This window comes from Elioraea sp., from assembly GCF_051860475.1.
Lineage (GTDB): Bacteria > Pseudomonadota > Alphaproteobacteria > Acetobacterales > Acetobacteraceae > Elioraea.
The window spans coordinates 1-22856 of sequence record NZ_JBHYDW010000069.1 but is presented as its reverse complement, the minus strand read 5'-3'; the positions used below and the strand labels follow the sequence as shown (position 1 = coordinate 22856).

Here is a 22856-nt window from a genome sequence, read left to right as displayed (position 1 = left end):
TGCCAACGCCTCCGCAAACCGGTCCGCCTCCGCACCGTACGCACGACAGATCGCATCGATGTCGAGACCCATGTCGCACATGATCCGCTCGATCAGCGCCGCACGCAGCCGGTCCTCCGCGTCCGGCTCCACCCCGCGCACGATCGGCAACCTGCCGCCGCGCACCGCCTCGCGCCACTGCGGCACCGCAGCTGCGCTCTGCGCGTGTCCCTGCGGCAGGGAGGAGATCGCCGAGGCGCCGATACCGATCAGCACCGGCGCCGCATCGTCGGTATAGCCCTGGAACGTCCGCCGCATCCGTCCCTCGGCATGGGCGAGAGCGAGCGGATCATCCGGACGCGCTGCATGGTCAAGGCCGAGCGGCACGTGACCGGCCGCGGTGAACACCGCGAGCGCGGCGCGGAACTGCGCCAGCCGCCCCGCGGCATCGGGCAGGGCACCTGCGTCGATCAGCCGCTGATGGCGCTTCATCCAGGGAACATGCGCGTAGCCGAACAGCGCGATCCGGTCGGGGTTGAGCGCCAGTGCCTGGCGTGCCGTACGCGCCACCGAGATCTCGGTCTGGTGCGGCAGCCCGTACATCAGGTCGAGGTTGATCCGATCAATCCGCGAGCCGCGCAACCGAGCAACCGCGTCCGCCACCACCTCCCTGGGCTGGACGCGGTTGACGGCCTTCTGGACCAACGGATCGAAATCCTGCACGCCGAGCGACACGCGCGTCACGCCTGTGTCCGCAAGCGCCCGGACCATTCCGGGCGACAGCGTGCGCGGATCGAGCTCCACCGCGATCTCGGCCGCCGGCTCGATCGCGAACGCGCTGCGCAGCGCGGCATCGACACGCCGCCACTGCACCGCGCCAAGAACGGTTGGTGTCCCGCCGCCCCAATGGATGGAGGTGACGCGCCGTCGCGCGCCGATCGCTGCGCGCCAGAGCGCGATCTCCTCGATCAGGTCGTCGACATACGCCTCGATCGGCGCGGCACGGTTCACCACCACCGTGTTGCAGCCGCAGTACCAGCACATGCGCCGGCAGAACGGCACATGCAGGTAGAGCGAGAGCGGCACGTCGGCCGACAGTGCGCCGAGCCAGGCGCACATGGTCGCGGCGGTCACGCCGGGGTGGAACTGCACCGCCGTCGGATAGGACGTGTAGCGCGGCAGGTGCCGATCCCAGCGCGCGATCAGGGTCGCATCGTCGACCATCCCGGCACGGTTGCGCCCGTGTCGGCCGGCCCGCATTGAGCAAGGTCAACCGCCCTGCGACGCCGGGCGCCTTACGTCTTTCGAATATTGTAGAGCAGCAGCACCGGCGCGTGGATCACGTCGGTCACGCTGCTGCGCCACACATTCGGGTGGAGGTACATCCCGAGTGGCACATAGGGCAGGTTCGCATAGGCGCGCTCCTGCATGGCCGCCGCGATGCGCTGCTGGCTGGCGAGATCCGGCGCGTCGAACCAAGCGCTGCGCAGCCGCTCGGTCTCGCCGTCCTCAGGCCAGCCGACCCAGCCGCGCCTGCCGTTGCCGCGGATCTGCTGGTGCACGGCGGGGTTCAGGTGCTCAGCCCCCGACCAGGTCGTGTGCAGGATGTTCCAGCCGCCCTGCTCGACGGGGTCCATCTTCGCGCGCCGCTGCACCAGCGTGCCCCAGTCGGTGACGACGAGGTCGAGGTTGAACCCGAGCCGGCGCATCAGGTCTGCTGTCACCTGGCTGAGCGCCAGGATGGTCGGCAGGTCGCCGGGCGCCAGCATGACCACGCGCTCGCCGGCATAGCCGGCTTCGCGCATCGCCGCCTGTGCACGTCCAAGGTCGGGCGTCTGGAGGAACGCGCTGCCGGCATCCGAGGCGAGCGGCGTGTCGCAGGTCCAGAAGCTGTAGCAGGTGCGCCACATCTCCGGGTCGTTGCCTGCGACCGCGCGCATGTAGTCCTCCTGGTTCACCGCCATCGCCAGGGCGCGGCGCAGCGCCGGATTGTCGAACGGCGGCACCAGGTGGTTGAAGCGCAGCATCGCGTAGGTGCCCATCCGGTCGCGGATGCGCACGACCAGGTCGCGGTTGCGCCGGAAGGTCGGCAGCAGGTCGTGCAGGGGGAATTCGAGGAAGTCCACCTCGCCGGTCTGGATCGCCGCGCCCGCGGTTGCCGGATCCGGGATGATCGACCACTCGACGCGCTCCATGTGCGCGACGCGCCCGCCGGAGGTCCAGTCGGGCGGCTCCTGGCGCGGCCGGTAGCCGTCGAATCGCTGATAGGCAACACGCGCACCGGGCACGAACTCGTCGCGCAGGAAGCGGTAGGGGCCGCTGCCGACCGTCTCGGTGATCTGGCGGTTCGGGTCGGTCGCCGCGACCCGCTCGGGCATCACGAAGCAGGGGCTGGAGGTCTGCTTGCCGATCGCGGTGGCGAGCAGCGGGAAGGGCTGCTTCAGCCGGAACCGGAAGCGGCGGTCGTCGAGCGCGACAAGCTCGTCCGTGACCGCCATCGCCGCCTGGCCGAACTGGTCGCGCGCTCCCCAGCGCCTGATCGAGGCGACGCAGTCGGCCGCGCGCACAGGTTCGCCATCGTGGAAGCGCAGGCCGTCGCGCAGCGTGAAGGTCCAGGACCGGCCGTCGTTCCCGACCTCCCAACCCTCGGCCATCTGCGGGCGGACGTTGAAGCCGCTGTCGAGCGCGCAGATCTGGTCATAGACCATGTAGCCGTGGTGGCGGGTGATCACCGCTGTGGTCCAGATCGGATCGAGCACGGTGAGGTTGGCCTGCGGCACCACGCGCAGCACACGGGTTCCGGCCGGCTGCGCCAGGGTGGGCACCGGCAGGATCGCACTCGCCGCCGCGGCTCCGAGCAACATGCGTCGCTTCATCGCACCATCCCTCCCGCCGTCGTTCTGGTTTCGCCAGACGGAATATCCCGGTCCGTCGAGGCAACGACGCCCGATCAGATCATTCCTGGCATGAGGCGGCAAGCCCATGCAGGCTCATGCGGCTGGCGCAACGACCCCTTCGCCCGCCGCCTCGGCGCGGAACGAGGCGCTGATGTGCCGTCCCAGCGCGTCGGTCACCGGCTGACGTCCCGCCGGCGCCACCACCAGCGCGAGCCCGAACCCCGGCAGCGGCGGCAGCCCCTCGGACGGCCCAAGCACACGCAGCCCCGGCGGCAGCGTGCAGGGCGTGTTCACCGTGATCGCGAGTCCGGCCAGCACCGCGGCATGCTGCCCGGTCTGGCTGCGCGAGAGATACGCGACGCGATACGACCGGCCGACCTCCTCCAGCGCGCGTTCCGCCACGCGCCGCCAGATGCAGTCGCCGTTGGACAGCGCGAGCGGCAGCGGATCACGCCGGTGCACATCGGGGTGCGCGAGACTGCCGACCCACAGCAGCGGGCCGCGCCAGACCACCTCGCCGTCCATCGACCCATTCCCGACCGACATCAGGCAGAGGTCCACCTCGCTTCGCCGCACGCGGTCCTGCAGCACCTCGGAGGGCTGGATCTCCACCTCCACCTCCACCTCCGGGTGGGTGGCGGCGAAGCGGGCAAGGATGTCGGGCAGGTAGCGCGTGGCGTAGTCGTCCGGCGCGCCGATCCGCACCGTGCCGGTCAGCCGCGGGGCACGGAACGCGCCGACGATCTCGTCGGCGAGCCCGACCACCGCGCGGGCACGGGTGAGCAGGAACTGGCCGTGCTCGGTCAGCTCGGTGCGGCGGCCGCTGCGGCGGAACAGCGGCTTGCCGAGCAGCTCTTCGAGGCGGCGCATCTGCATCGACACGGCCGACTGGGTGCGGCCGACCACGGCGGCGGCGTGCGTGAAGCTGCGCCCGTCGGCGATCAGCACGAAGGTGCGCAGCAGGTCGGTGTCCAGGCCGGTGGGAGCGTTCATCGGGATGCCTCTTGACATCATGAGTATCGCTGATCGTTGAGATCACTTCAATGCGCTTCACTGATGTGTTGCGCATCCCCATTCTTCGCCTGTGGCCGAATCCTTGGCTGCGGACGTCGGATGAGGATGCTTCGGCCGCAAGGACCGCGACGCGTCCGCCCGCCGAGTCCGCGAGGATGCGGCCACGCAACCCGAAGGAGTGACCCCGATGTCCGCCCGCACCGAGTCCCGCCTCCGCGTCGCCAGCCCGGCTCTGCCGTCGCTGGCCGGCCTCTGGGACGGTCTGCGCCGCGCCTGGGTCGCGCACCGGACGCGCCGCCAGCTGATGGAGCTGGACGAGCACCTGCTGCACGACCTCGGCCTGTCGCGCGCCGACGTCCACCGTGAAGCCGCACGCGCGCCGTGGGATCTTGATCCAGTGCAGCGCGGCCGCGGCACAGCGTGATCGACGCTGGCGGGTGTCCTGCCGGACTCGCGGCAGGATCCGCCCGCCACCCAACGGAGGCGAGGGCGATGGAAACCGCGACGCCGGCCGTGATGCCCTGATCTGACCGTCGCCGACGGTACTGCGGCGATCGCCTTCCTCGTCGCGGTGTGCGGCGCGCGGCCAGGGCTGCGTCTCGACAACCTGGAGGTCGTGCGCCGCTGGCAGGCGATGGTGGGGAAAGCCTGAGCCGTCCAGCGCGTTCGGCCGGGTTCAGCCGACCGGCAGGCTCAGCGGCGTGATCGCGTCGCCCGCGCGGCCGAGATAGTCGTACTTGCCCGAGTCGCGCAGCATCCTCGCCTGGCTCTCGGCGAGGATGCCGGCCGCCTCGCCGACATCGAGCAGGGTCGGCCGCCCGTCCGCCAGCACCTGACGCCCGGCCACGAAGACATGCCGCACGGCGCGGTCGGCGGCGTGGAACACCAGCGAGCGCAACGGATCGCGCGCCGGCATCATCTGCGGATGCGCGAGATCGACCAGCACCAGATCGGCCGCCGAGCCCACCACGAGCCGCCCCATGTCCGGCCGCCCCAGCGCCTCCGCCCCGCCCACGGTCGCGGCGTGGAACACTGCCGCCGTGTCGGCCGCTGCGATGTCACGCGCAGCATTGCGCGCGAGCAGGATCGCCAGCCGCATCTCCTCGATGATGTTGTGCGGCGCGACATCCGTGCCCATCGCCATGCGCACGCCGCCACGGCGGTAGCGGCCGAAATCGCGCAGATGCTCGCCGTAGCGCGCGAAGGGCGAGGGACAGTGCGCGACCGCCACCCCGTGCTCGGCCATCAGCGCGAGGTCACGCGCGGTGTGCCAGCGGATCGAGGGATGTTCGTCGATGAAGATCGCGTGGCCGAGGATCGAGCGCGGCGAGAGGATGCCGATCGAGGACGCCCACTGAATCGGCGTCATGCCGTGGCGGCGGATCATCTCCTGCACCTCGACCACCGCCTGCGCGATGTGGGTGGTGAAGGGGCGTCCCCGCTCGGCCGCGAGGGCGGCGGAGTCGCGCAGCAACCCTTCCTCGACCGTGTCGATCTGCGCCGGGAACACGATGCCGCGCAGCAGGCCCGAGGGATCGGCGTCCGCCTCGTCCATGATCGCCTGGGCGCGCTGGAAGCCCGCGCGGCCCCGCGCCTCGTCCCAGGTCCAGGTGACGGTCTGTGGCGCGCTCATGCCCCAGCGCGCGCTCGCGTAGCCGGGCCCGACCCAGACACGCAGGCCGGACTCGCGCATCACGTCCATCCAGCCCTCGAACGGCGCGGTGAGATCGACGACCGCCGTGACACCCGCGCCCATGAGCTCGGCATAGGCGAGCCGCATGGCGGCCTGCTGGCCGGCCGCATCGAGCCGGAACGCCTGGAGTCGCTCGAACAGCCCGCTCATGTGCTGTTCCGGCACGCCATGATCCTCGCGCACGCCGCGATAGGCGGGCTCGGTGGTCGGGTGCGTGTGCACGTTGACAAGCCCCGGCATCGCCAGCATCCGCTGGCCGTCGATCACGGTGAGATCGGCATCGACCGGCCCGTCGACATGCGGCGCGACTGAGGCGACGCGGCCATCGCGCAGCACGATGTCGATGTCGCGGCCGTACACGTGCTGCTTCGCCGCAGCGTCCCACAGCACGGCCCAGGCAGCGTTGCGGATCAGCGTCGGTGTCGGCATCGCGGTTCTCCGTGATCGGGGGCGGGAGGTTCACGCCGCCCAATCATGGTGCGACACTCCCGCCGGCGCGGCAATCCGACGCGCGAGTTCCGGGGAGGAAACGGCATGAGCCTGGTGATCCACGCCACCACGATCGTCACCGGCGACGACACGGATACGGTGCATCACGGGGCGTCGATCGCGATCCGTGACGACCGCATCGCCGCGATCGGCCCGGACGAGGAGGTGGCGCGGGCATTCCCCGATGCCGAGCGGATCGACGGGCGCAACCGCGCGGTGCTCCCTGGCTTCGCCAACATCCACACCCATCTCGGCATGACGCTGGCGCGCGGCCTCTACGAGGACCTCTCTCCGCCGCACAAGCCGCCGTTCTCGGGTGGGCTGTCGCCTCTGCCGCTGCCCAGGCTTTCGGCCGAGGAGTATGCGGTGATGTGCCAGCTCGGCGCGCTCGAGGCGATCCGCAGCGGCACCACCGCGGTGCTGGAGGACGGCGCGAACATCGCCGGCTACGCGCCGCAGATGGTCGAGACGGGGCTGCGCATGCTGCTCGCCGAACGGACCTGGGACCGTGCGAACACCTCGATCGGCGATCCGGGTCCGTTCGAGCAGGACGACCGGCTCGGCGAGGCGGGGTTGCAGCGCATCGCCGATCTGCATTCGAAATGGCATGGCGCGGGTCAGGGCCGGATCGGCGTCGGACTCGCGGCCTGGGCGCCCGACATGTGCTCGCCTGGTCTGCTCAGTCGCGTGCGTGCGATGCAGGAGGAGCTCGACACCATCGCAACGATCCACCTGAACCAGATCTGGGGCGAGGTCGCAGCGGTGCAGGCGCATCGCGGCATGCTGCCGACCGAGTATCTCGCGAGCCTCGATTTCCTCAACCCGCGCCTCGTCTGCGCGCATTGCCGCTGCATGGGTCATCGCGAGGAGCGGCTGCTTGGGCAGGCGCGCGTCTCCGTGTCGTTCAACTCCGCGATCGCCGCGCGCCGCGGACTGAGCCCGCGCGTCGCAGTACTGGAGCACGAGGGCTGCACGATCGGCATGGGCTCGGACAACATGGCCGAGGACATGGTCGAGGTGACCCGCACCGGGCTGTTCATGGAGCGTATCCGCCGCGAGGACGGCCGCAATCCGACGCCCGAGCAGGCACTGCGCTGGGCCACGCGCAACGGGTACAAGGCGATGGGCATCGATGACGCCGGTTGGCTTGCCACGGGCAACAAGGCGGATCTGATCGTCGTACGCACCGACCGGCCGCACCTCGTGCCGATGATCCGCGCGGTCTCGACCTTCGTTCACCAGGGCCAGCCGCATGATGTCGAAAGCGTGATGGTGGATGGCACCTGGCTGATGCGTGACGGCACCGTGCGTACCATGGACGAAGCCGCGATCGTAAAGGAGGCGGATCGGATCGCGCGGCGGGCCTGGGGCGATCTGTTCGCGGCGAGGCCGGAACTGCGCATCCTGCCCGGGCTGCCGGCTGCGTTCTGAGCCATCCTTCACAGTGGAGGAGATGCGTCATAGGCTGACGTAGAAGCGTCGGTCACGAGCAAGGGAGGCTCCGATGACACTCAAGCGTCGAACGATGGTGCAGGCGGGTCTGGCGGCGCCGGCATTGCTGTCGGCCGAAAGCCGAAGGGCCATGGCGCAGGACCGGACGAGGGTGATCCGCTCCGTGCCCATCGGCGATCTGCGCGCCCTCGATCCAATCTGGACCACCGCCTACATCACCCGCAATCACGCCTACATGGTGTGGGACACGCTGTTCGCGCTCGACGAACAGAACCGCCCGCAGCCCCAGATGGTCGGCGGCCACGAGGCGTCCGGCGACGGACTTACCTGGACGTTCCAGCTCCGCGAGGGCTTGCGCTGGCACGACAACACGCCTGTGCGCGCGGCCGACTGCGTCGCCTCCGTGCGTCGCTGGGGCCAGCGCGACGGCATGGGTCGCGCCCTGATGGCGGTCACCGACAGCATCGAGGCGCGCGACGAGCGCACCTTCCAGCTCAAGCTGAAACGTGCGGTCGGCTTCGTGCTGGACGCGCTCGGCAAGATCGACAGCAACGTACCGTTCATAATGCCTGAGCGGCTCGCGCGCACGGATGCGAGCACGGCCATCACCGAGGTCATCGGCTCCGGACCGTTCCGCTTCAAGCGCGAGGAGTGGATCCCCGGCGCCAAGGTCGTCTACGAGAGGTTCGAGGGCTACGTGCCACGCAGCGAGCCGGCGAGCCAGGCAGCCGGCGGCAAGGTCGTGAAGGTCGACCGCGTGGAGTCGCTCTACACGCCGGATGCGGCGACGGCGGCGAACGGGCTGATCACCGGCGAGCTCGATCTGCTCGAAACGCTCTCCCACGATCTCGTGCCGCTGCTTGAGCGGTCGCGCGACGTGACGGTCGCGCCGAACGATCCGTTCGGCTACCAGCTCTTCATGGTCATCAACCATCTGCACCCGCCCTTCGACAAGCAGGACGCGCGCAAAGCGTTGCAGATGGCGGTCAACCAGAAGGACTTCATGGCGGCCGTGGTCGGCCAGCATACGCCCTCGCGCGAGTGCGCGGCGATCTTCGGCTGCGGCGCGGAGGAGGACAATCGCTTCAGCGCACTCGGATGGCCATCGCGCGATGTCGCCAAGGCGCGCGAACTCTTGCGCCAGTCCGGTTATGACGGCCGGCCCGTGGTCGTGATGGACCCGGCCGACAACGCGATCCTGCATCCGGCCGCGCTGATGGCGGCGGATACGCTGAAGCAGATCGGCGTGAACGTCGACCTTATCGCGATGGACTGGAGCGCGCTGGTGCAACGTCGCGCCTCGCGCGCAGCGCCGGATCAGGGAGGATGGAACATCTTCGTCACCAACGCGACGCTGACCGGCATCGCCAATCCGCTGCTGAACATCTTCACGCGCCACTGCGACGACGCGTGGTTCGGCTGGCCGTGCAACGCGCGCGTGCCCGAGCTGACGAGCGCCTGGGCAGTCGAGACGGATCCGGCGAAGCGCCAGCAGATCCGCACCGAGCTCGAGCGGTTCCACGTCGACCATGTCAGCTCGATTCCACTCGGCCAGTACCGCAGCGTGATCGCTTACCGGAACTGGCTGAAAGGCCTCATCCCGGGCCCCGCGCTGTTCTACTGGAACATCGAGAAGACCTGATCCGGTCGCGGCTGCGTCGGCGCTGTCCGGCGCAGCTGCTACGCCTTCAACGACAGCGTGACGACGGGCGTGAGCCTCGCACCGGACGGCAGGCTCACGCGCAGCCGCAGCCACGAGCCGAAATGCGCGATGCGCAGCACGGCGATCCCCTCCGCCGCGCTGGGCGCCGGTGCGCTCGTCCCCTCGTCCACCCAGCGGATGCCGTCGGGCGAGATCTGCACATGCGCGCGCCCCTCGCCGGTCGGGCCCTCGGCGGCGAGTGCGCGCAGAAAGAAGATCGCCTCAGACGCCCAGCCGGCCTCGAACGGCTCGGTCGCCGCCTCGCCCTCCCAGCGCTCGTTGCGGGCGACGATCGCGGTGTGGCTCTCGCGCAGCATGGCTCAGAACTCCCCCGAGAGGCAGACGCTGTCGATGTAGAGGAACACCCGCTTGTCGGTCTCGGCCTCGGCGAAGAACACCAGGTTCAGCATGCACCAGAGATTGCGCATCGCCGGGATGACGATGTTGGGGATGCCGGCCAGATCGTAGCGCCGGTCGTTGCACTGCATCTCGATCATGCGCATGGCGGCGAGATCGAAGTCGAAGCGCATGTAGTGCCAGTTGATCTTGGTCGGAATCTCGTTGTAGCAGAGCTTCTGCTCGCCGCCTGGAATGTCCTTCCAGCCGAACGGCGCGAGATGGTCGTGGGTGGCGGTCTTGCCCTCGGTGCCGATCTCGCGCACCGGCGTCGTTTCGTCCTTGTACTGCCAGCACTGGATGTGCCGGCCGTCCTCCGCATTCAGGAAGCGGATATGCGGCATCACGCGCTGCCCGTTCTGCTCGTGGCCGGTCTGGAGATCATAGAGGAACCCGACCGAACGGACATCGGTCTCGGAGAGGCGCAGCTCCGTCGCCTCGGGCTTGAAGGTGAAGTAGAACTCGAGACGGATCGGCCCGGCCTGGCGGAAGGTGAGCCGCTTGATCGCGGTCGAGCGGATGCCGCGCTTCGGACGCGTGGCGATCTTCAGCGCGTAGGTGCCGTCGACGCCACCATGCGTCCCGGCGTCCCAGTGGCTCACGGTGGCGAGCTGCGGATGCGTGTGCGCGGCGTAGGAGGCCGTCATCGAGTCGAGCGTGTGCTCGTAGTTCCCGACCAGTTGGGTCCAGCCGCAATAGCCGCGGTCGAAGTCGTCGAAGCAGATGATGCGCCGCATCGGATCGAACCGGCTGAGGCGCGGATCGGCAAGCCTGAGGTCCTGGAGTGTCGCGGACACTGGGTTTCCTTCCTCTCTATCCCTTCACGCCGCCGGCGGTCAGTCCGGCGACCAGATGGCGTTGCAGCAGAACGACGAACAGCAGCACCGGCACGAGCTGGATGGTCGCTGCGGCGAACACGGGCCCCCAGTCCACGCCTGTCACCGAGCCCAACATCTCGCTGATGACCAGCGGTGCGGTGCGCGCGCGCGTTGTGGTGAACACGAACGCGAACAGGAACTCGTTCCAGGCGAAGATGAAGATGAACACCGCCGCTGCGATCATGCCCGGGACCACCAGCGGCACGATCACATGGCGCAGCATCTGCCAGAGCGAGGCGCCGTCCACCTCGGCCGCCTCCTCGAACTCGCGCGGCACCTGATCGACGAAGGCCTTCATGATCCAGGTGCCGAGCGAGACGAAGAACGCCGCGTAGAGCAGCACCAGCACCAGATGCGTGTCAGAGAGCCCGGCCGCGTTGACGGCGGGGAACAGCGGCAGGGTGATGACGATCGGCGGAAACATCCGCACCAGCACCATGAAGAACGCGCTCGAGGTCAGCAGCCGGCCGCGCCGGCGCGCGTACACCCAGCCCGCGAGCGCGCTCGCCACCACGGTGAGCGCGGTCGCGCCCAGCGTGATGACCAGGCTGTTGGTGAGCGAGCCGAAGAACTCGGGCCAGAGCCGGGCGAGCTCGACATAGTTCTGCGTCGTCGGTGGCACGAGGTACTGCGGCGGCACGGCGAAGATGGTCGCGGGCGGGCGGAACGAGGCGTGGATCACGAACAGGATCGGGAACAGCGACCACACCGCGACCGCGACGAAGGCGAGCCCACGCAGGGTGCGCCGCACGAGCGGCCGCCAGCGCCTAGGTCGCATCGGCGAACATCCGCCGCTGCACCGCGCGGAGATACGGGATCGAGATCGCGAGCGACAGCAGCAGCATCGCCCAGCCCGTGGCGGCGGCGAGGCCAAGCTCGTGATAGCGGAACGCCGCCTTGTAGAGATAGACGGCCATCACCTCGGTCATGCGCGCGGGCCCGCCCTGGGTGAGCAGCCAGGGCTCGGAGAACAGGCGGAAGGCGAAGACGTAGCGGAACAGCAGCGCGACCAGGAACGCCGGCATGATCGAGGGCAGCGTGACGTGCAGGAAGGCCCGCCAGGCGCCCGCACCGTCCACCTTCGCGGCCTCGTGCAGCTCCTTCGGCACGCCGAGCAGCGCGGCGTAGAGCAGCAGGAACGTGAACGGCAGGTGGTGCCACACCGCGAGCAGCACGATGAGCGTGAGCCCGTGCAGCGGATTGACCGCCCACTCCAGCCCGGGAATCCCGAGCGCGCCGAGCAGCAGCTGCATCACGCCCACCTGCGGCTCGAACATCGTCTTCCACATGATCACCACGACGACCTCGCTGATCGCGTAGGGCGCGAGCACGATCGCGAGCATCAGGCGCGGGAACGGCAGGCCGCCGGCGAACAGGAGCGCGATGCCGAGGCCGAGCAGCAGTTCGGCATAGACGATCACGTTGACGATGACGACCGTATTGACGAAGGCGCGCCAGAAATAGGGATCGGCGGCGAGCTTTGTGTAGTTGGCGAAGCCGACATAGCGTGCCTCGGTGCCGAACGAGGCCTCGTGCAGGCTGAGCCAGCCGACCCAGAGCGAGGGCACGAGGATGGTCACGACCAGCAGCAGCTGCGCCGGCGAGATCAGCAGGTAGTGGATCGGCCGCGCGCGCATCGCCGCGTCGTCAGGCGACCGTGAGACGCGCCAGTGCTGCGCGGTCGATCTCGATGCCGAGCCCCGGCCCCTCGGGCACCGGCAGCGCGCCACCCTCCAGCAGCGACGGATCGCCCGGCCGCGTGGTCGCGAGCTCCTCGCGCAGCGGATTCGGAAAGATCATGCACTCGAAGGTGGCGAAGTTCGGCATGGCCGCGGCGAGGTGCAGCGAGGCGGCAGCGCAGATTGCGCCCGAGAAGCCCATATGCGGCGCATAGGCGACGTGGAAGCAGTGCGCGAGGGTGGCGATGCGGCGCGTCTCGGTGATGCCGCCCGAGCGCGCCACGTCGGGCTGGATCACACCGACCGCGCGGCTCGCGATCAGATCGCGCGCGCCCCAGGCGGTGAACTCGCTCTCGCCGGCCGCGAGTCGGATCGGCACGGCGGCGCGCAGGCGGCGGTAGCCGTCGAGGTCCTCCGGCACGATCGGCTCCTCGAGCCAATGGATGTCGAGGTCGAGCAGCGCGCGGGCGAGGCGCAGCGCATCGTCGTAGTCGAAGGCCCAGTTCGCATCCGCGCACAGTTTCGCCCGTCCGCCGGCCAGCCGTGTGAGCACGCGCATGCGCTCGATCGCGGCCTCGACCGGCGCGCCGATCTTGACCTTGATCAGCGGGAAGCCGCGCCGCACCGCCTCCTCCGCCTGCGCCTCGGCGATCGCGAGCGGGCCCCAGGAGATCGAGGAGGCATAGGCGGTGACGCGCGCGCGCCCGCAGGTGCCGAGCAGCCGATGCACCGGCTGGCCGAGCGCCTTGCCCATGATGTCCCAGAGCGCGATGTCGATCGCCGCCACCGTCTCGATCAGGGCCCCGCCGGACCGTCCGGTGGTGGCGCGCGCAAGCTTCGGCCACAGCGCCTCGACCGCGAAGGGATCGACGCCCAGCAGCAGCGGCTTCAGCGTCTGTTCGACCAGCGTGGCCGCCGCGGCCGGAGCCGCGCGCAGCAGCCCCTCGCCCCAGCCGGTGATGCCCTGATCGGTGATCACCTCGACCACCAGGATCGAGATCGTCGGGTAGTTGCCGGCGGAGGTCTTCTGGATGTCCGGCGCGATCGGTGCGGCAAGCGGGTGGGCCCTCACCTCGACGATCCGCACCGTTCCCTCCCGCGCATTGACCGCTGATCCACTCTTATGATAAGCAGATAACATAAGGGTGAGCAAGGGGCCGATGCCGGACGCGCTCGAGGTCGTCGCCGCACCGCGTCAGCGCCTGTCGGACCACGTGGTCGGACAGCTGCTGGAAGGCATCACGACGGGCCGGCTCGCTCCAGGCGAGGAGCTGCCCCCTGAAGCGACGCTTGCGCAACGATTCGGTGTCAGCAAGACGGTGGTGCGCGAAGCGCTCGGCCAGCTCGCCGCGATGGGCGCGGTGCTGATCCAGCAGGGCCGGCCGACCACCGTGCTGCCGCCCTCGGCGGCGCCGCTCGCGACCTTCTTCGATCGCGCCATCCGTTCGCGCCCCGAGGGCTTGCGCGAGGCGATCGAACTGCGCCGCGCGATCGAGACCGAGATCGGTGCGCTCGCCGCGGTGCGTGCGACCGAGGAAGACATCACGACTCTCGCCGCGCTGGTCGCGACCATGCAGGCCGAGCGGGACACGGTCGATCCGTGGGTGGAGGCCGATCTCGCCTTCCACCTCGCGCTCGCGCGCGCCGCCGGCAATGCGCTGATGCTCTTCCTGATGGAGGCGCTGGCGCCGGCGGCGAAACACGTGATGCGGCTGATGCAGGAGCGGCGCGAACTGCGCGACGCGCGCCGCACGCTCGCGCGGCACGAACGCATCCTCGCGGCGATCCGCAAGCGTGACCCCGACGCTGCGCGGCTTGCCCTGCACGCGCATTTCGATGCCTCGCGCGACCTCGTCGCGGCGATCGCGCCGATGCGGCAGCCGTCATGACACCTCCGCGGGTGTCGCTCGGACACTGGCCGACGCCGTTCGAGCCTGCCCCGCGACTCTCCGCCGCGCTCGGCCGCGAGATCTGGTTCAAGCGCGAGGACCTCGCCGGTGCGGCGCTCGGCGGCAACAAGATCCGCCAGCTCGAATGGCTGCTTGGCGAGGCGCTGGCCGAGGGCGCGGATGCCGTGCTGACGACGGCCGGCGCGCAATCGAATTTCTGCCGCGCGCTGGCCGGCGCGGCGGCGAAGCTTGGGCTTGCGTGCACGCTCGTGCTGCGCGGCCCGGCGCCGCCGCGTCAGGGCAACCTTCTGCTCGATGCGCTGTTCGGCGCCGAGATCCGCTTCGTCGCCTCGGCCGATCCGTGGGACCCCTCGCTCGCGACTGCGCTCGAGGAGGCCGCCGCCTCGCTCCGCGCGCGCGGGCATCGCCCCTACGCGATCCACCTGCCCGGCGCGAGCGCGCCGCTCGCCGCGCTGGCCTGGGCCGTTGCGGCCGAGGAACTCGACGCTGACTGGCGCGCGGCCGGGATCGATCCGGGGACGATCGTTCTCGCTGCCGGATCGGGACTCACCGCTGCCGGGCTTGCGCTTGGCATTGCGCGGCTCGGCCGACGCTGCCAGGTGCGCGCAGTCAGCGTGCAGCAGCCGACCGAGCGGCTTCGCCCGTGGATGGCCGAGGTCGCGCGCCGCGCTGCCGAGCGCGCGGGCTGGCCCGTGCCGCTCACCCTGCCGCTGGTCGTGGACGCCACATGGATCGGTCCCGGCTACGGCGTCCCGAGCGAGGCGTCGGTCGCGGCCCTGCTGCGCGTCGCGCGGTGCGAGGGTGTGGCGCTCGATCCTGCCTATACTGGCAAGGCGATGGCGGGGCTGACCGGCGCGCTCCACCGCGGCGGACTGCCGGACGGACCCGTGGTGTTCCTGCACTCCGGCGGCCTGCCCGGGCTGTTCGCCGCTGCCGATACCGTGGCCGCCGCGGCCGAGGCGACGCAGGAGGCGGCATCGGCATGAGTGCGAAGAGCCGCATCCGTTGCGACCTCGACCTCGACGACCGCACGCCCGGCCGGCGCCTCGGTCGGCTCAGCATCCCGCATTCGCGCCACGAGAGCGGCTACGGCGTGATCCCGGTGCCGATCGCCGTGCTGAACGGCGGCGAGGGGCCGTCGGTGCTGCTGACCGCGGGGAACCACGGTGACGAGTACGAAGGGCAGGCGGTGCTGCGCGACCTGATCCGCGAGCTGGATCCCACGCGCCTCAAGGGGCGCCTCATCGTGCTGCCGGCGCTCAACCTGCCGGCGGTGCTCGCCGGACGGCGTGACTCGCCGCTCGATGGCGGCAATCTCAACCGACTGTTCCCGGGCGATCCGAACGGCGGACCGACCTCGATGATCGCGCATTTCGTCGATACCGAGCTGCTGCCGCGCGTCAGCTGGGCGCTCGACTTCCATTCCGGTGGCAGCTCGATGGAGTACCTTCCCTGCGCGATGGTGCGCGCAGCCAACGATCCGGCGCTCGCCGTGACCCTCAAGGCGGCGATGCTGGCAATGCGACTCCCGCTCGGGCTGACGGTGCAGGCGACACAGGACACGCGCACGCTGCCTGCCGCCGGGCTCGCGCGCGGCGTGGCGCATGTCGCCTGCGAGATCGGCGGCGGCGGGTCGCTCACGCCATCCTCCGCCGCCGCCGCCGAGGGGGCACTGTACGGCCTGCTCTGCCATGCCGGCGTGCTCGAGCTTGACACCCCATCGGCACCACCGCCGCGGCTGATGAACGTTGCCGGCGCCGACCATTTCCTGTTCGCGACCGCTCGCGGACTGTTCGTGCCCGAGGTCGCTCTCGGCCAGACCGTGACCGCGGGCCAGCGTGCCGGCCGCATCCTGTCGATCGAGGAGCCCGAACGGCCGCCGATCGCGCTACACTTCGCCCGGGCAGGGCTCGTCGTCTGCCGGCGCGTGCCCGCACAGGTCGCCCCGGGCGATTGCGTCGCGCATGTCGCGACCGACGCCGGGACCTGAAACCGAGAACAGAAGGGGAGAACCGTCATGACCCTCAGCCGACGCAGCCTGATCGGCTCCAGCGCCCTCGCCGCAGGGCTCACCGCCACGGGGGCGCGCGCGCAGGCGCAGAAGCTCAACATCTACTCGCACCGCGTGCATCGCACCGTTGCGACCACCGGCCAGGGCGGCGACATCACCGCCGGCTGGTCGCAGCGCACCGGGATCGGCGTCGAGTGGGTGACCTTCGATACCGGGCCGTTGCAGGAGCGGCTGTTCCGCGAGGCGAGCCTGCGCGAGACCACGGTCGATATCGGCTTCCTGCTGAACACCCAGACGGTGCCGCGCATCACGACACTGTTCGAGCCGCTCGACGAGTACATGGCGCGCGACCCGGTGGAGGATCCGACCGACATCTTCCCCGGCATGGTCCAGGGCATGGCGATCGGCGGCAAGCTCTATGGCCTGCCGTTCCGCCACGCCTCCTCCGGCTTCCACTACAACGAGGAGATCCTGGCCGAACGCGGCATCACCGCACCGCCGAAGACGATCGAGGAGCTGGCCGAGGTCGCGAAGCGCTGCACCTACACCCGGGCGAACGGTGCGCCCGTCGTCGGCTTCCTGCTGCCCGGCGTCACCTATCCCAACGTGATCGACATCGCGCGCGCCTGGGACGGCGAGTTCATCACCCCCGACATGAAGTGCGTGGCGAACGAGCGCCCGATGGTGAACGCGATCACGCTGCTGCGCGATCTGTTCGTCGCCGGAGCGTTCCCGCGCAACTTCGCCGCGATCAGCACCGAGGAGGTGAATGTCTGGATGCAGACCGGGCGGGCCGCGATGGTCATCAACTCGATGGGACGCAATCAGATCTACAACGACCCGCAGCGCTCGCAGTTCCCTGGCAGGATCAAGACCACGACGATCCCGGTCAGCCGCGAGCTCGCCGGCAAGTTCGAGGTGGCCCCCGCGAAGGTCGAGTTCTGGGGCATGGCGATCCCGCGCGCCTCGCGCAACAAGGATCTGGCGTGGAGCCTGATGAAGGAGATGCTGAGCCGCGAGAGCACGCTCAAGGCGGCGCTGAACGGCAACGGCCCGGTGCGCAACAGCACCTATGACGATCCGCGCATCCGCGAGCGCGTGCCGTTCGCCGAGGCCGAGCGCGCGGTGCTGAAGGTCGCGCGCGTGCCGATGCCGGCCTTCGATCAGGCGGCGCGCGCGGCGGACTTCTTCAAGGAGGAGGCCGAGGCGGCGGTGCTGGGCATGAAGACGCCGCAGCAGGCGATGGACGACCTGGTGAGGCGGGTGCAGCCGCTGCTGGGCTGAGCCGAGGGTACGCCGGCGTTCCCGAGTCACTCCTCCGGGACGCCGGCGCGGCGCAGCCCCTCCACGTACAGGGCCCAACGCGCGTCGTCGCGCGTGCCCCTCACCCGCTCCACCGATCGCAAGGTGAGGCCGGGACGCAGCCGCAGCAACGTCACGGCCTCGCGCTTCGCGGCCTCGATGTCGCCGAGCAGTGCAAGGGCGACGGTCAGCCGGGTGCGCGCGATCGGCGAGCGTGGCTGGCGCGCGACCGCCTCCCGCGCGGCGGCGACGGCTTCGGCATAGCGGCCGGCGTCGAAGAGTGCTGCTGCCTGTCCGACCAGGGCTACCGGATTGGCGGGGACCGGATCGAGCCGCCGCGCCTCGGCGAAGCGCGCCAGCGCGAGGTCCGGATCGCCGGCCAGCATGACGTACCATCCGCCGAACACCCACGCCTCGTAGCAGTTGGGATTGGCGGCGATCGCCCAATCGAACAGCGGCAGCGCCTGTGCGTCCGCGTGGCCGACATAGAACAGCACCGCCGCGCAATAGACGACCGTCAGCGGGTCGTGCGTATCCTCGGCCAGGACCTGCTGCACCAGCTCGAGCGCGCGCGCCCAGGCGCGGTCGAGATCCGGGTCATGCCCAGTGAGCGCCAGGTAGAAGATCACGTAGGCCAGCAAGGCGCGCGCGAGGTGGAACTGGGCATCCTGCCGAAGGGCCGCTTCGAGCAGGTCGCGCGCCTCGCCCATCTCCGCACCCGCCCAGGTGTGGTATTTCGGCAGCGCACGGAGGTAAAGGTCGTAGGCGGTCAGATCAGCCGTTGGCTTGCGGCCGGCGCGCGCGATCTCGGCCTGCACGATCGCTGGCTCCAGCACCGGCGCGATCGCCGCCACCATCCGGTCCTGGAGCGCGAACAGGTCTTCTTCGGCGCCCTCGAACCGATCCGACCAGAGCTGCGCCTGGCTCGCCGCCTCGACCAGCTCCGCGCTGATGCGCAGTCGCCCACCCGCCTGGCGCACGCTGCCCTGGACGACGTAGCGTACGCCGAGCGCGCGCCCGACCTCGTGGACGTCGACCGACGCGCCCTTGAACGCAGCAGCGGAATTGCGCGAGATCACGAACAGTGAGCGGAAGCGCGAGAGGGCGGCCGTGAGTTCCTCGGCGATGCCCTCGGCGAGGTAGTCCTGCTCCGGCCCGCCGCCGATGTTCCGGAACGGCAACACCACGACCGAAGGCCGATCCAGCGGCGGTGCGGGCGCCTGTACCTGCGGCGCGGCCGGGACGTCCGTCGACACCTGTGCGTCGAGCCGGTACCCCCGCCGCGGCACTGACCGCAGCACCTGCCCCGCCTCGTCGCCGATCGCGCGTCGGACGTCGCGCACGGCCTGGAACAGGCTGTCCTCGGTGACGTGCACGCCCGGCCAGACGGCGTCGAGCAGGGCCTCCTTGCTCATGGTGCGGCCGGCGTTGCGGGCGAGCGCGACCAGCAGGTCGAAGGGCTTCGGGGGGAGGGGAACCTCGGCGCCGTCGGGGCCGCGCAGGCAGCCACGCGCCACGTCCAGCTCGTGGCCAGCGAAGCGCAGCACGGGTCCGGACGCGGCCTCGTTCACGGGACCTCCGCCGCAGGAGTGCGTCGGTCAGCCAATCATACACGGGAAATCGGCTGGCGGTCAGCGCGGGGTCAGGACCTCGGGTGGGCAGGTGCGGGATGCTCGTCTCGCACCCGGCATGGTGCTGGGAACCGGATAACCGAGGAGGTCGTCATGAGCCTGGCCAGAACAATCCACATCCCGTTCTTCGCCGAGCCCGCCGTCGTGAGCACCTTGCGTTCGATGTTGCGCCGCTGGTCCGAGCGGCGCGCCGAGCGCCGGCGCGTGCGGCAGGCCCGCTATGAGCTCGCGCATCTCAATGAGTATGTGCTCCGGGACATCGCGTTCGTCGCCCAGGCGCACGAGCTGCCTCAATCGGTGCCGGGCGGGGTCCTGAGGGTGACCCCCGAGGACGTGCGGCGCGACTTGCAGGTCAAATGGATGCGGTAGCGCGGCGCTGATCGTCGCGCGTCGGCGGCGCAATCCTGCCTGACGCCGCGTGGGCTGATGTGGTGCCGGCTGAGGGGCTCGAACCCCCGACCCCCTGATTACAAATCAGGTGCTCTACCAGCTGAGCTAAGCCGGCCCGCCCCACGCATAGCGCCCTCCCGCGCCGCGCTTCAAGGCCGGCCGCGGCGCTTATCGGCCCCGGCCCGATATGCTAGGGGCTCGGCCCCATGCGCCACTTCCTGGACTTCGAGAAGCCGATCGCCGAGCTCGAGGGCAAGATCGAGGAGCTCCGCCGCCTCCCCGACAGCCCCGAGGTCGATATCGCGGACGAGATCGGCCGACTCTCCGAGAAGGTCGAGAAGCTGCTCGCCGCGACCTACGCCAAGCTCACGCCGTGGCAGAAGACCCAGGTTGCGCGCCATCCCGCGCGCCCGCACGCACGGGACGTGATCGCCGGGCTGATCGAGGCGTTCGTTCCGCTCGCCGGCGACCGCGCCTTCGCCGACGACCGCGCGGTGCTCGCGGGACTCGGGCGATTCCGCGGTCGCGCTGTCGCGGTGCTCGGCACCGAGAAGGGCGACGACACCGAGATCAGGGACGCCCACAAATTCGGCATCAGCCGCCCCGAGGGCTATCGCAAGGCGCGCCGGATCATCGAGCTCGCCGGCCGGTTCCGCCTGCCGATCCTTACCTTCGTCGACACGCCCGGCGCCTATCCCGGGATCGACGCCGAGGCGCGCGGCCAGGCCGAGGCGATCGCCCGCTCGATCGAGGCCTGTCTCGCCGCCCCCGTGCCGATTGTCGCCACCATCATCGGCGAGGGCGGCTCGGGGGGTGCGATCGCGCTCGCCGCGTCCGACCGCGTGCTGATGCTCGAGCATGCGATCTACAGCGTGATCAGCCCGGAGGGCTGCGCCTCGATCCTCTGGCGCGACGCTGGCCAGGCCGAGGTGGCGGCCGAGGCGCTGAAGCTGACGGCGGCGGATCTCCAGAAGCTCGGCCTGATCGACGGCATCATCGGCGAGCCGCTCGGCGGCGCGCATCGCGATCCGGGCGCGGCCATCACCGCGGTCGGCGAGGCAGTCGCGGCCGCCCTCGCGGGGCTTGCGACTCTCGACGGGCCGAGCCTGGTCGCCGCGCGCCAGGAGAAGATCCTCGAGATGGGCCGGCACGGGCTCGCGGCCTGAGCGTGGCGAGCGGCACCCGTCTTCTCTCGGTCGGCGGAACGGGGATCGGGCTCGGGGTGGCGTGCGGGCTGTTCGTCGCGCTGGACGCGTTGCTCCCGCAAGTCACCGCCGAAACCGCCGATGAACGGCTTGCGCTCGGTGTGCTCGCCGTGCTGCCGGGCGTGGCGGTGCTGGCGCTGATGATCGGGGCGCAGATCCTGCTCCGGTTCATCACCGGTGCATTCGATCCTACGCAAGGGCGGGACGGCCTCGCGCTCGTGCGCACCCAGCGCGTGATCACCAACACGGTCGAACAGCTGGCGGTGTTCGTGCCCGCGCTGGTTGCCCTCGCAACGGGTGGCGGTGCGGCGGCAATGCGGAGCGTGGTGGCGCTCGGCATCGTGTTCGCGGTCGCACGGCTTGCGTTCTGGATCGGCTACGCGATCCATCCGCTCGCGCGCGCTCCAGGCATGGCGGCGACCGGCGCGTGCAGCCTCGGTGCGCTGGCCTGGGCGCTGCTCGCCTGGCTTGGGATCGCCTGAGCAGCCACTCGACCGTCATCGGGCGGCGCTATCTCGGCTGCCGAGAATCGTGTCGATGCAGACGCGAGACCATCCTCCGGACTGGTCAGCACGAAGGTCAAGAGGACACCGTGACGCGTTGCAATGGGTCGCTGCCTGGTGGTGGTGGAGGGCCGGAGCACGGGCTGTACCGTAAAGCCGCCGGCTCGGCGGAGCGGCATGTTTGAACCAAGGAAAGACCACGATGGCCGACGACAGGTAGGCTCCGCGCGAGCTGATGTCCCCTGTGTTGAACCACATCGCCGAGGAGTGGAGGATGCCCGCCAGGGAATGGCCCCCGCCAGAGCGTTTCTCGGTCGACGGCACGCTGATCCAGGCCCGGGCGAGCGACCAGTCGTTCGAGCATTCTCGCCTATGCCGGCCGTGAACTGATGGAGAACCGCGCGGGCCTGGTGCGGCTCGTCTGCGCCACCCATGCCACCGGCACCGCCGAGCGCAACGCCTCGCCCGCACTGGGGCACCGGCTACGGCTGACCGTGCGAGGGCGGATCACGCCGGGCGCCGACAAGAACCACGGCGCGCGCGAGCATGTGGAAGGGGTGCGGGCGCGCGGTGTGACGCCCACATCGCCCGCAACGGCCACGCGACCAAGACCGCAGGCGGCGAAGTTCGGCGATCGAGGGCAGCACCACGCGCCATGCCGGCCACGCGATGAACAGGGCGCGAACAGGCGCGCTCGGCACCCAATCTGCAACACGTCAGAGCCACATGCAGGCCCCTCACCCGACGCAGCGTGCGCGTTCCTCAGCAGCCTGCTAGGGCGTTTCGCCGAGGCGCACTGATCCGTCTGGCGCGGACAACGCGGCCGGCCGCTCGTCCTTCAGCGCGACGCCGGTGAGCCGCCGCAGGCGCATCTCGCCGGCCAGCCAGGCGAGCGTATCGGCCGCTGCGGCATAGGGTTGGCCCGCGGGGCGGATGTTGCTGATGCAGTTCCGTTCGGCATCGGTCCGACCCAGGCGTGGGTTCCAGGTGAGGTAGAGGCCGAGGCTGTCGGGCGCGGAGAGGCCGGGCCGCTCGCCGATCAGCACGGCCACCGCCTCTGCGCCGAGGGCTGCGCCAACCGCATCGCCGATCGCCACGCGCCCGCGCAGCGCGATCACCGCTGGACCGGCCCTCACGCCGATCCGCGCAAGACGCGGCAGCGCCTCGGCGAGGAACGGCGCGGCATGGCGCTGCACCGCGGTGGCCGACAACCCGTCGGCGATCACGAGCGCGAGCGCAGGATCGCAGCGGGCAAGGCGCGTGGCGCAGCCATCGTCGAGCGCACGGCCGAGATCGGGGCGGACGAGATAGGTTTGCCGGTCGGCCGCCCGGCTCGCGACCACGAGGGGCGGCAAGCCAAGCGCGCCGAGGTCGCGCGCAAGCGCCTCGACATCCAGCGCGGCATGCACGGCGTCGCGCGCCATCGCATGGGCTTCGACGAAGTCGAGGTGCGCCGACGTCGGCAGAGCGTTGCCCGCGCGGCCCAGCGCCACCCGCGCGGTGGTGAAGCGGCGCAGCCTGGCGAGGGCCTCAGCCAAGGCCGATCAGCGCCGGGCTCAGCGCTGGCGGGAAGGTCGCGTCGGTGCCGATGCCCATGCGCTCCAGCCAGGCGGCGAACTCAGGTGCGGGGCTCTTGCCGAGCGCGGCGCGGACCGCGAGCGCGTCGTGGAACGAGGTGGACTGGTAGTTCAGCATCACGTCGTCCGCCCCCGGCACGCCCATCAC

Annotated in this window: 22 protein-coding genes and 1 tRNA gene; 10 read left to right on the top strand and 13 right to left on the bottom strand. The window is 70.4% G+C overall.

What is annotated here, in order from left to right:
• From hemN to ACTIFU_RS13255, 3 genes are all read right to left on the bottom strand, one after another.
• A partial coding sequence (gene hemN / locus ACTIFU_RS13265) for an oxygen-independent coproporphyrinogen III oxidase (RefSeq protein WP_439578788.1) occupies positions 1-1203 on the bottom strand: 1203 nt, incomplete at its 3' end.
• A 71-nt stretch (positions 1204-1274) separates the two neighbouring features.
• Positions 1275-2855, bottom strand: a complete 1581-nt coding sequence (locus ACTIFU_RS13260; RefSeq protein WP_439578787.1) for an ABC transporter substrate-binding protein — start codon at positions 2853-2855, stop codon at positions 1275-1277.
• Positions 2856-2969: 114 nt separating this feature from the next.
• Positions 2970-3869 (bottom strand): LysR substrate-binding domain-containing protein, encoded by a 900-nt coding sequence (locus ACTIFU_RS13255; RefSeq protein WP_439578786.1) that lies wholly within the window; start codon positions 3867-3869, stop codon positions 2970-2972.
• 208 nt (positions 3870-4077) lie between these two features.
• Between ACTIFU_RS13255 and ACTIFU_RS13250 the strand changes: the two genes are divergently transcribed.
• Complete coding sequence (locus ACTIFU_RS13250) at positions 4078-4314, top strand: DUF1127 domain-containing protein (protein WP_439578785.1); 237 nt, start codon at positions 4078-4080, stop codon at positions 4312-4314.
• Positions 4315-4566: 252 nt separating this feature from the next.
• On the opposite strand, the gene ACTIFU_RS13245 is transcribed toward ACTIFU_RS13250, so the two are convergent.
• Entirely contained in the window at positions 4567-6012 is a 1446-nt protein-coding gene (locus ACTIFU_RS13245; RefSeq protein WP_439578784.1) for an amidohydrolase family protein, read from the bottom strand.
• A gap of 105 nt (positions 6013-6117) precedes the next feature.
• Between ACTIFU_RS13245 and ACTIFU_RS13240 the strand changes: the two genes are divergently transcribed.
• Together ACTIFU_RS13240 and ACTIFU_RS13235 are read left to right on the top strand one after the other, a co-directional pair.
• A complete protein-coding gene (locus ACTIFU_RS13240) occupies positions 6118-7503 on the top strand; it encodes an amidohydrolase family protein (RefSeq protein WP_439578783.1) in 1386 nt (461 codons plus the stop codon).
• A 73-nt stretch (positions 7504-7576) separates the two neighbouring features.
• A complete protein-coding gene (locus ACTIFU_RS13235) occupies positions 7577-9166 on the top strand; it encodes an ABC transporter substrate-binding protein (protein ID WP_439578782.1) in 1590 nt (529 codons plus the stop codon).
• Between the two features lie 38 nt (positions 9167-9204).
• Here the strand turns inward: ACTIFU_RS13235 and ACTIFU_RS13230 are convergent, their stop codons facing one another.
• The 5 genes from ACTIFU_RS13230 to ACTIFU_RS13210 are packed head-to-tail and all read right to left on the bottom strand — an operon-like array spanning position 9205 to position 13266.
• Positions 9205-9543, bottom strand: a complete 339-nt coding sequence (locus ACTIFU_RS13230; RefSeq protein WP_439578781.1) for a hypothetical protein — start codon at positions 9541-9543, stop codon at positions 9205-9207.
• Positions 9544-9546: 3 nt separating this feature from the next.
• Positions 9547-10419: a DUF6772 family protein gene (locus ACTIFU_RS13225; protein WP_439578780.1), complete on the bottom strand. Its 873-nt coding sequence runs from the start codon at positions 10417-10419 to the stop codon at positions 9547-9549.
• 16 nt (positions 10420-10435) lie between these two features.
• Complete coding sequence (locus ACTIFU_RS13220) at positions 10436-11278, bottom strand: carbohydrate ABC transporter permease (RefSeq protein ID WP_439578779.1); 843 nt, start codon at positions 11276-11278, stop codon at positions 10436-10438.
• The gene (locus tag ACTIFU_RS13215; protein ID WP_439578778.1) at positions 11268-12137 is read right to left on the bottom strand and encodes a carbohydrate ABC transporter permease; all 870 of its coding nucleotides are present in this window, start codon (positions 12135-12137) and stop codon (positions 11268-11270) included. The genes ACTIFU_RS13220 and ACTIFU_RS13215 overlap by 11 nt, the downstream gene beginning before the upstream one ends.
• Positions 12138-12147: 10 nt before the next feature.
• A complete protein-coding gene (locus tag ACTIFU_RS13210; protein WP_439578777.1) occupies positions 12148-13266 on the bottom strand; it encodes a mandelate racemase/muconate lactonizing enzyme family protein in 1119 nt (372 codons plus the stop codon).
• 73 nt (positions 13267-13339) lie between these two features.
• Between ACTIFU_RS13210 and ACTIFU_RS13205 the strand changes: the two genes are divergently transcribed.
• Genes ACTIFU_RS13205 through ACTIFU_RS13190 form a run of 4 tightly spaced genes read left to right on the top strand, consistent with a single transcriptional unit; the run spans position 13340 to position 17384 of the window.
• Positions 13340-14068 (top strand): FadR/GntR family transcriptional regulator, encoded by a 729-nt coding sequence (locus tag ACTIFU_RS13205; RefSeq protein WP_439578776.1) that lies wholly within the window; start codon positions 13340-13342, stop codon positions 14066-14068.
• Complete coding sequence (locus ACTIFU_RS13200) at positions 14065-15075, top strand: 1-aminocyclopropane-1-carboxylate deaminase/D-cysteine desulfhydrase (RefSeq protein ID WP_439578775.1); 1011 nt, start codon at positions 14065-14067, stop codon at positions 15073-15075. The genes ACTIFU_RS13205 and ACTIFU_RS13200 overlap by 4 nt, the downstream gene beginning before the upstream one ends.
• Complete coding sequence (locus ACTIFU_RS13195; protein WP_439578774.1) at positions 15072-16079, top strand: succinylglutamate desuccinylase/aspartoacylase family protein; 1008 nt, start codon at positions 15072-15074, stop codon at positions 16077-16079. The genes ACTIFU_RS13200 and ACTIFU_RS13195 overlap by 4 nt, the downstream gene beginning before the upstream one ends.
• A 27-nt stretch (positions 16080-16106) precedes the next feature.
• Positions 16107-17384 carry an extracellular solute-binding protein gene (locus tag ACTIFU_RS13190; RefSeq protein ID WP_439578773.1) on the top strand — a complete coding sequence of 426 codons (1278 nt, stop codon included), beginning with the start codon at positions 16107-16109 and terminating at the stop codon, positions 17382-17384.
• 26 nt (positions 17385-17410) lie between these two features.
• Here ACTIFU_RS13190 and ACTIFU_RS13185 read toward each other — a convergent pair whose 3' ends face one another.
• Positions 17411-18973, bottom strand: coding sequence for a winged helix-turn-helix domain-containing protein (locus ACTIFU_RS13185; RefSeq protein ID WP_439578772.1), 1563 nt, complete (start codon positions 18971-18973; stop codon positions 17411-17413).
• A gap of 153 nt (positions 18974-19126) precedes the next feature.
• Here ACTIFU_RS13185 and ACTIFU_RS13180 point away from each other — a divergent pair, with 153 nt between their 5' ends.
• Positions 19127-19402 carry a hypothetical protein gene (locus ACTIFU_RS13180; protein ID WP_439578771.1) on the top strand — a complete coding sequence of 92 codons (276 nt, stop codon included), beginning with the start codon at positions 19127-19129 and terminating at the stop codon, positions 19400-19402.
• 60 nt (positions 19403-19462) lie between these two features.
• On the opposite strand, the gene ACTIFU_RS13175 is transcribed toward ACTIFU_RS13180, so the two are convergent.
• Positions 19463-19538, bottom strand: a tRNA-Thr gene (locus ACTIFU_RS13175).
• Positions 19539-19629: 91 nt separating this feature from the next.
• On the opposite strand from ACTIFU_RS13175, the gene ACTIFU_RS13170 reads away from it, so the two are divergent.
• Entirely contained in the window at positions 19630-20589 is a 960-nt protein-coding gene (locus ACTIFU_RS13170; RefSeq protein WP_439578770.1) for an acetyl-CoA carboxylase carboxyltransferase subunit alpha, read from the top strand.
• A gap of 2 nt (positions 20590-20591) precedes the next feature.
• The gene (locus ACTIFU_RS13165) at positions 20592-21110 is read left to right on the top strand and encodes an MAPEG family protein (RefSeq protein WP_439578769.1); all 519 of its coding nucleotides are present in this window, start codon (positions 20592-20594) and stop codon (positions 21108-21110) included.
• Positions 21111-21904: 794 nt separating this feature from the next.
• Here the strand turns inward: ACTIFU_RS13165 and eutC are convergent.
• Together eutC and eutB are read right to left on the bottom strand one after the other, a co-directional pair.
• Entirely contained in the window at positions 21905-22669 is a 765-nt protein-coding gene (gene eutC / locus ACTIFU_RS13160; protein ID WP_439578768.1) for an ethanolamine ammonia-lyase subunit EutC, read from the bottom strand.
• A partial coding sequence (eutB, locus tag ACTIFU_RS13155; RefSeq protein WP_439578767.1) for an ethanolamine ammonia-lyase subunit EutB occupies positions 22662-22856 on the bottom strand: 195 nt, incomplete at its 5' end. The genes eutC and eutB, both read right to left, overlap by 8 nt.

Excerpts from the sequence above, each read along its gene's own strand:
- ACTIFU_RS13220 (WP_439578779.1), bottom strand. The coding sequence starts at position 11,278 with ATGCGACCTAGGCGCTGGCGGCCGCTCGTGCGGCGCACCCTGCGTGGG.
- ACTIFU_RS13235 (WP_439578782.1), top strand. The coding sequence starts at position 7,577 with ATGACACTCAAGCGTCGAACGATGGTGCAGGCGGGTCTGGCGGCGCCG.
- ACTIFU_RS13255 (WP_439578786.1), bottom strand. The coding sequence starts at position 3,869 with ATGAACGCTCCCACCGGCCTGGACACCGACCTGCTGCGCACCTTCGTG.
- ACTIFU_RS13180 (WP_439578771.1), top strand. The coding sequence starts at position 19,127 with ATGAGCCTGGCCAGAACAATCCACATCCCGTTCTTCGCCGAGCCCGCC.
- ACTIFU_RS13260 (WP_439578787.1), bottom strand. The coding sequence starts at position 2,855 with ATGAAGCGACGCATGTTGCTCGGAGCCGCGGCGGCGAGTGCGATCCTG.
- ACTIFU_RS13215 (WP_439578778.1), bottom strand. The coding sequence starts at position 12,137 with ATGCGCGCGCGGCCGATCCACTACCTGCTGATCTCGCCGGCGCAGCTG.
- ACTIFU_RS13205 (WP_439578776.1), top strand. The coding sequence starts at position 13,340 with ATGCCGGACGCGCTCGAGGTCGTCGCCGCACCGCGTCAGCGCCTGTCG.
- ACTIFU_RS13240 (WP_439578783.1), top strand. The coding sequence starts at position 6,118 with ATGAGCCTGGTGATCCACGCCACCACGATCGTCACCGGCGACGACACG.
- ACTIFU_RS13200 (WP_439578775.1), top strand. The coding sequence starts at position 14,065 with ATGACACCTCCGCGGGTGTCGCTCGGACACTGGCCGACGCCGTTCGAG.
- ACTIFU_RS13245 (WP_439578784.1), bottom strand. The coding sequence starts at position 6,012 with ATGCCGACACCGACGCTGATCCGCAACGCTGCCTGGGCCGTGCTGTGG.
- ACTIFU_RS13230 (WP_439578781.1), bottom strand. The coding sequence starts at position 9,543 with ATGCTGCGCGAGAGCCACACCGCGATCGTCGCCCGCAACGAGCGCTGG.
- ACTIFU_RS13170 (WP_439578770.1), top strand. The coding sequence starts at position 19,630 with ATGCGCCACTTCCTGGACTTCGAGAAGCCGATCGCCGAGCTCGAGGGC.
- ACTIFU_RS13195 (WP_439578774.1), top strand. The coding sequence starts at position 15,072 with ATGAGTGCGAAGAGCCGCATCCGTTGCGACCTCGACCTCGACGACCGC.
- ACTIFU_RS13250 (WP_439578785.1), top strand. The coding sequence starts at position 4,078 with ATGTCCGCCCGCACCGAGTCCCGCCTCCGCGTCGCCAGCCCGGCTCTG.
- ACTIFU_RS13190 (WP_439578773.1), top strand. The coding sequence starts at position 16,107 with ATGACCCTCAGCCGACGCAGCCTGATCGGCTCCAGCGCCCTCGCCGCA.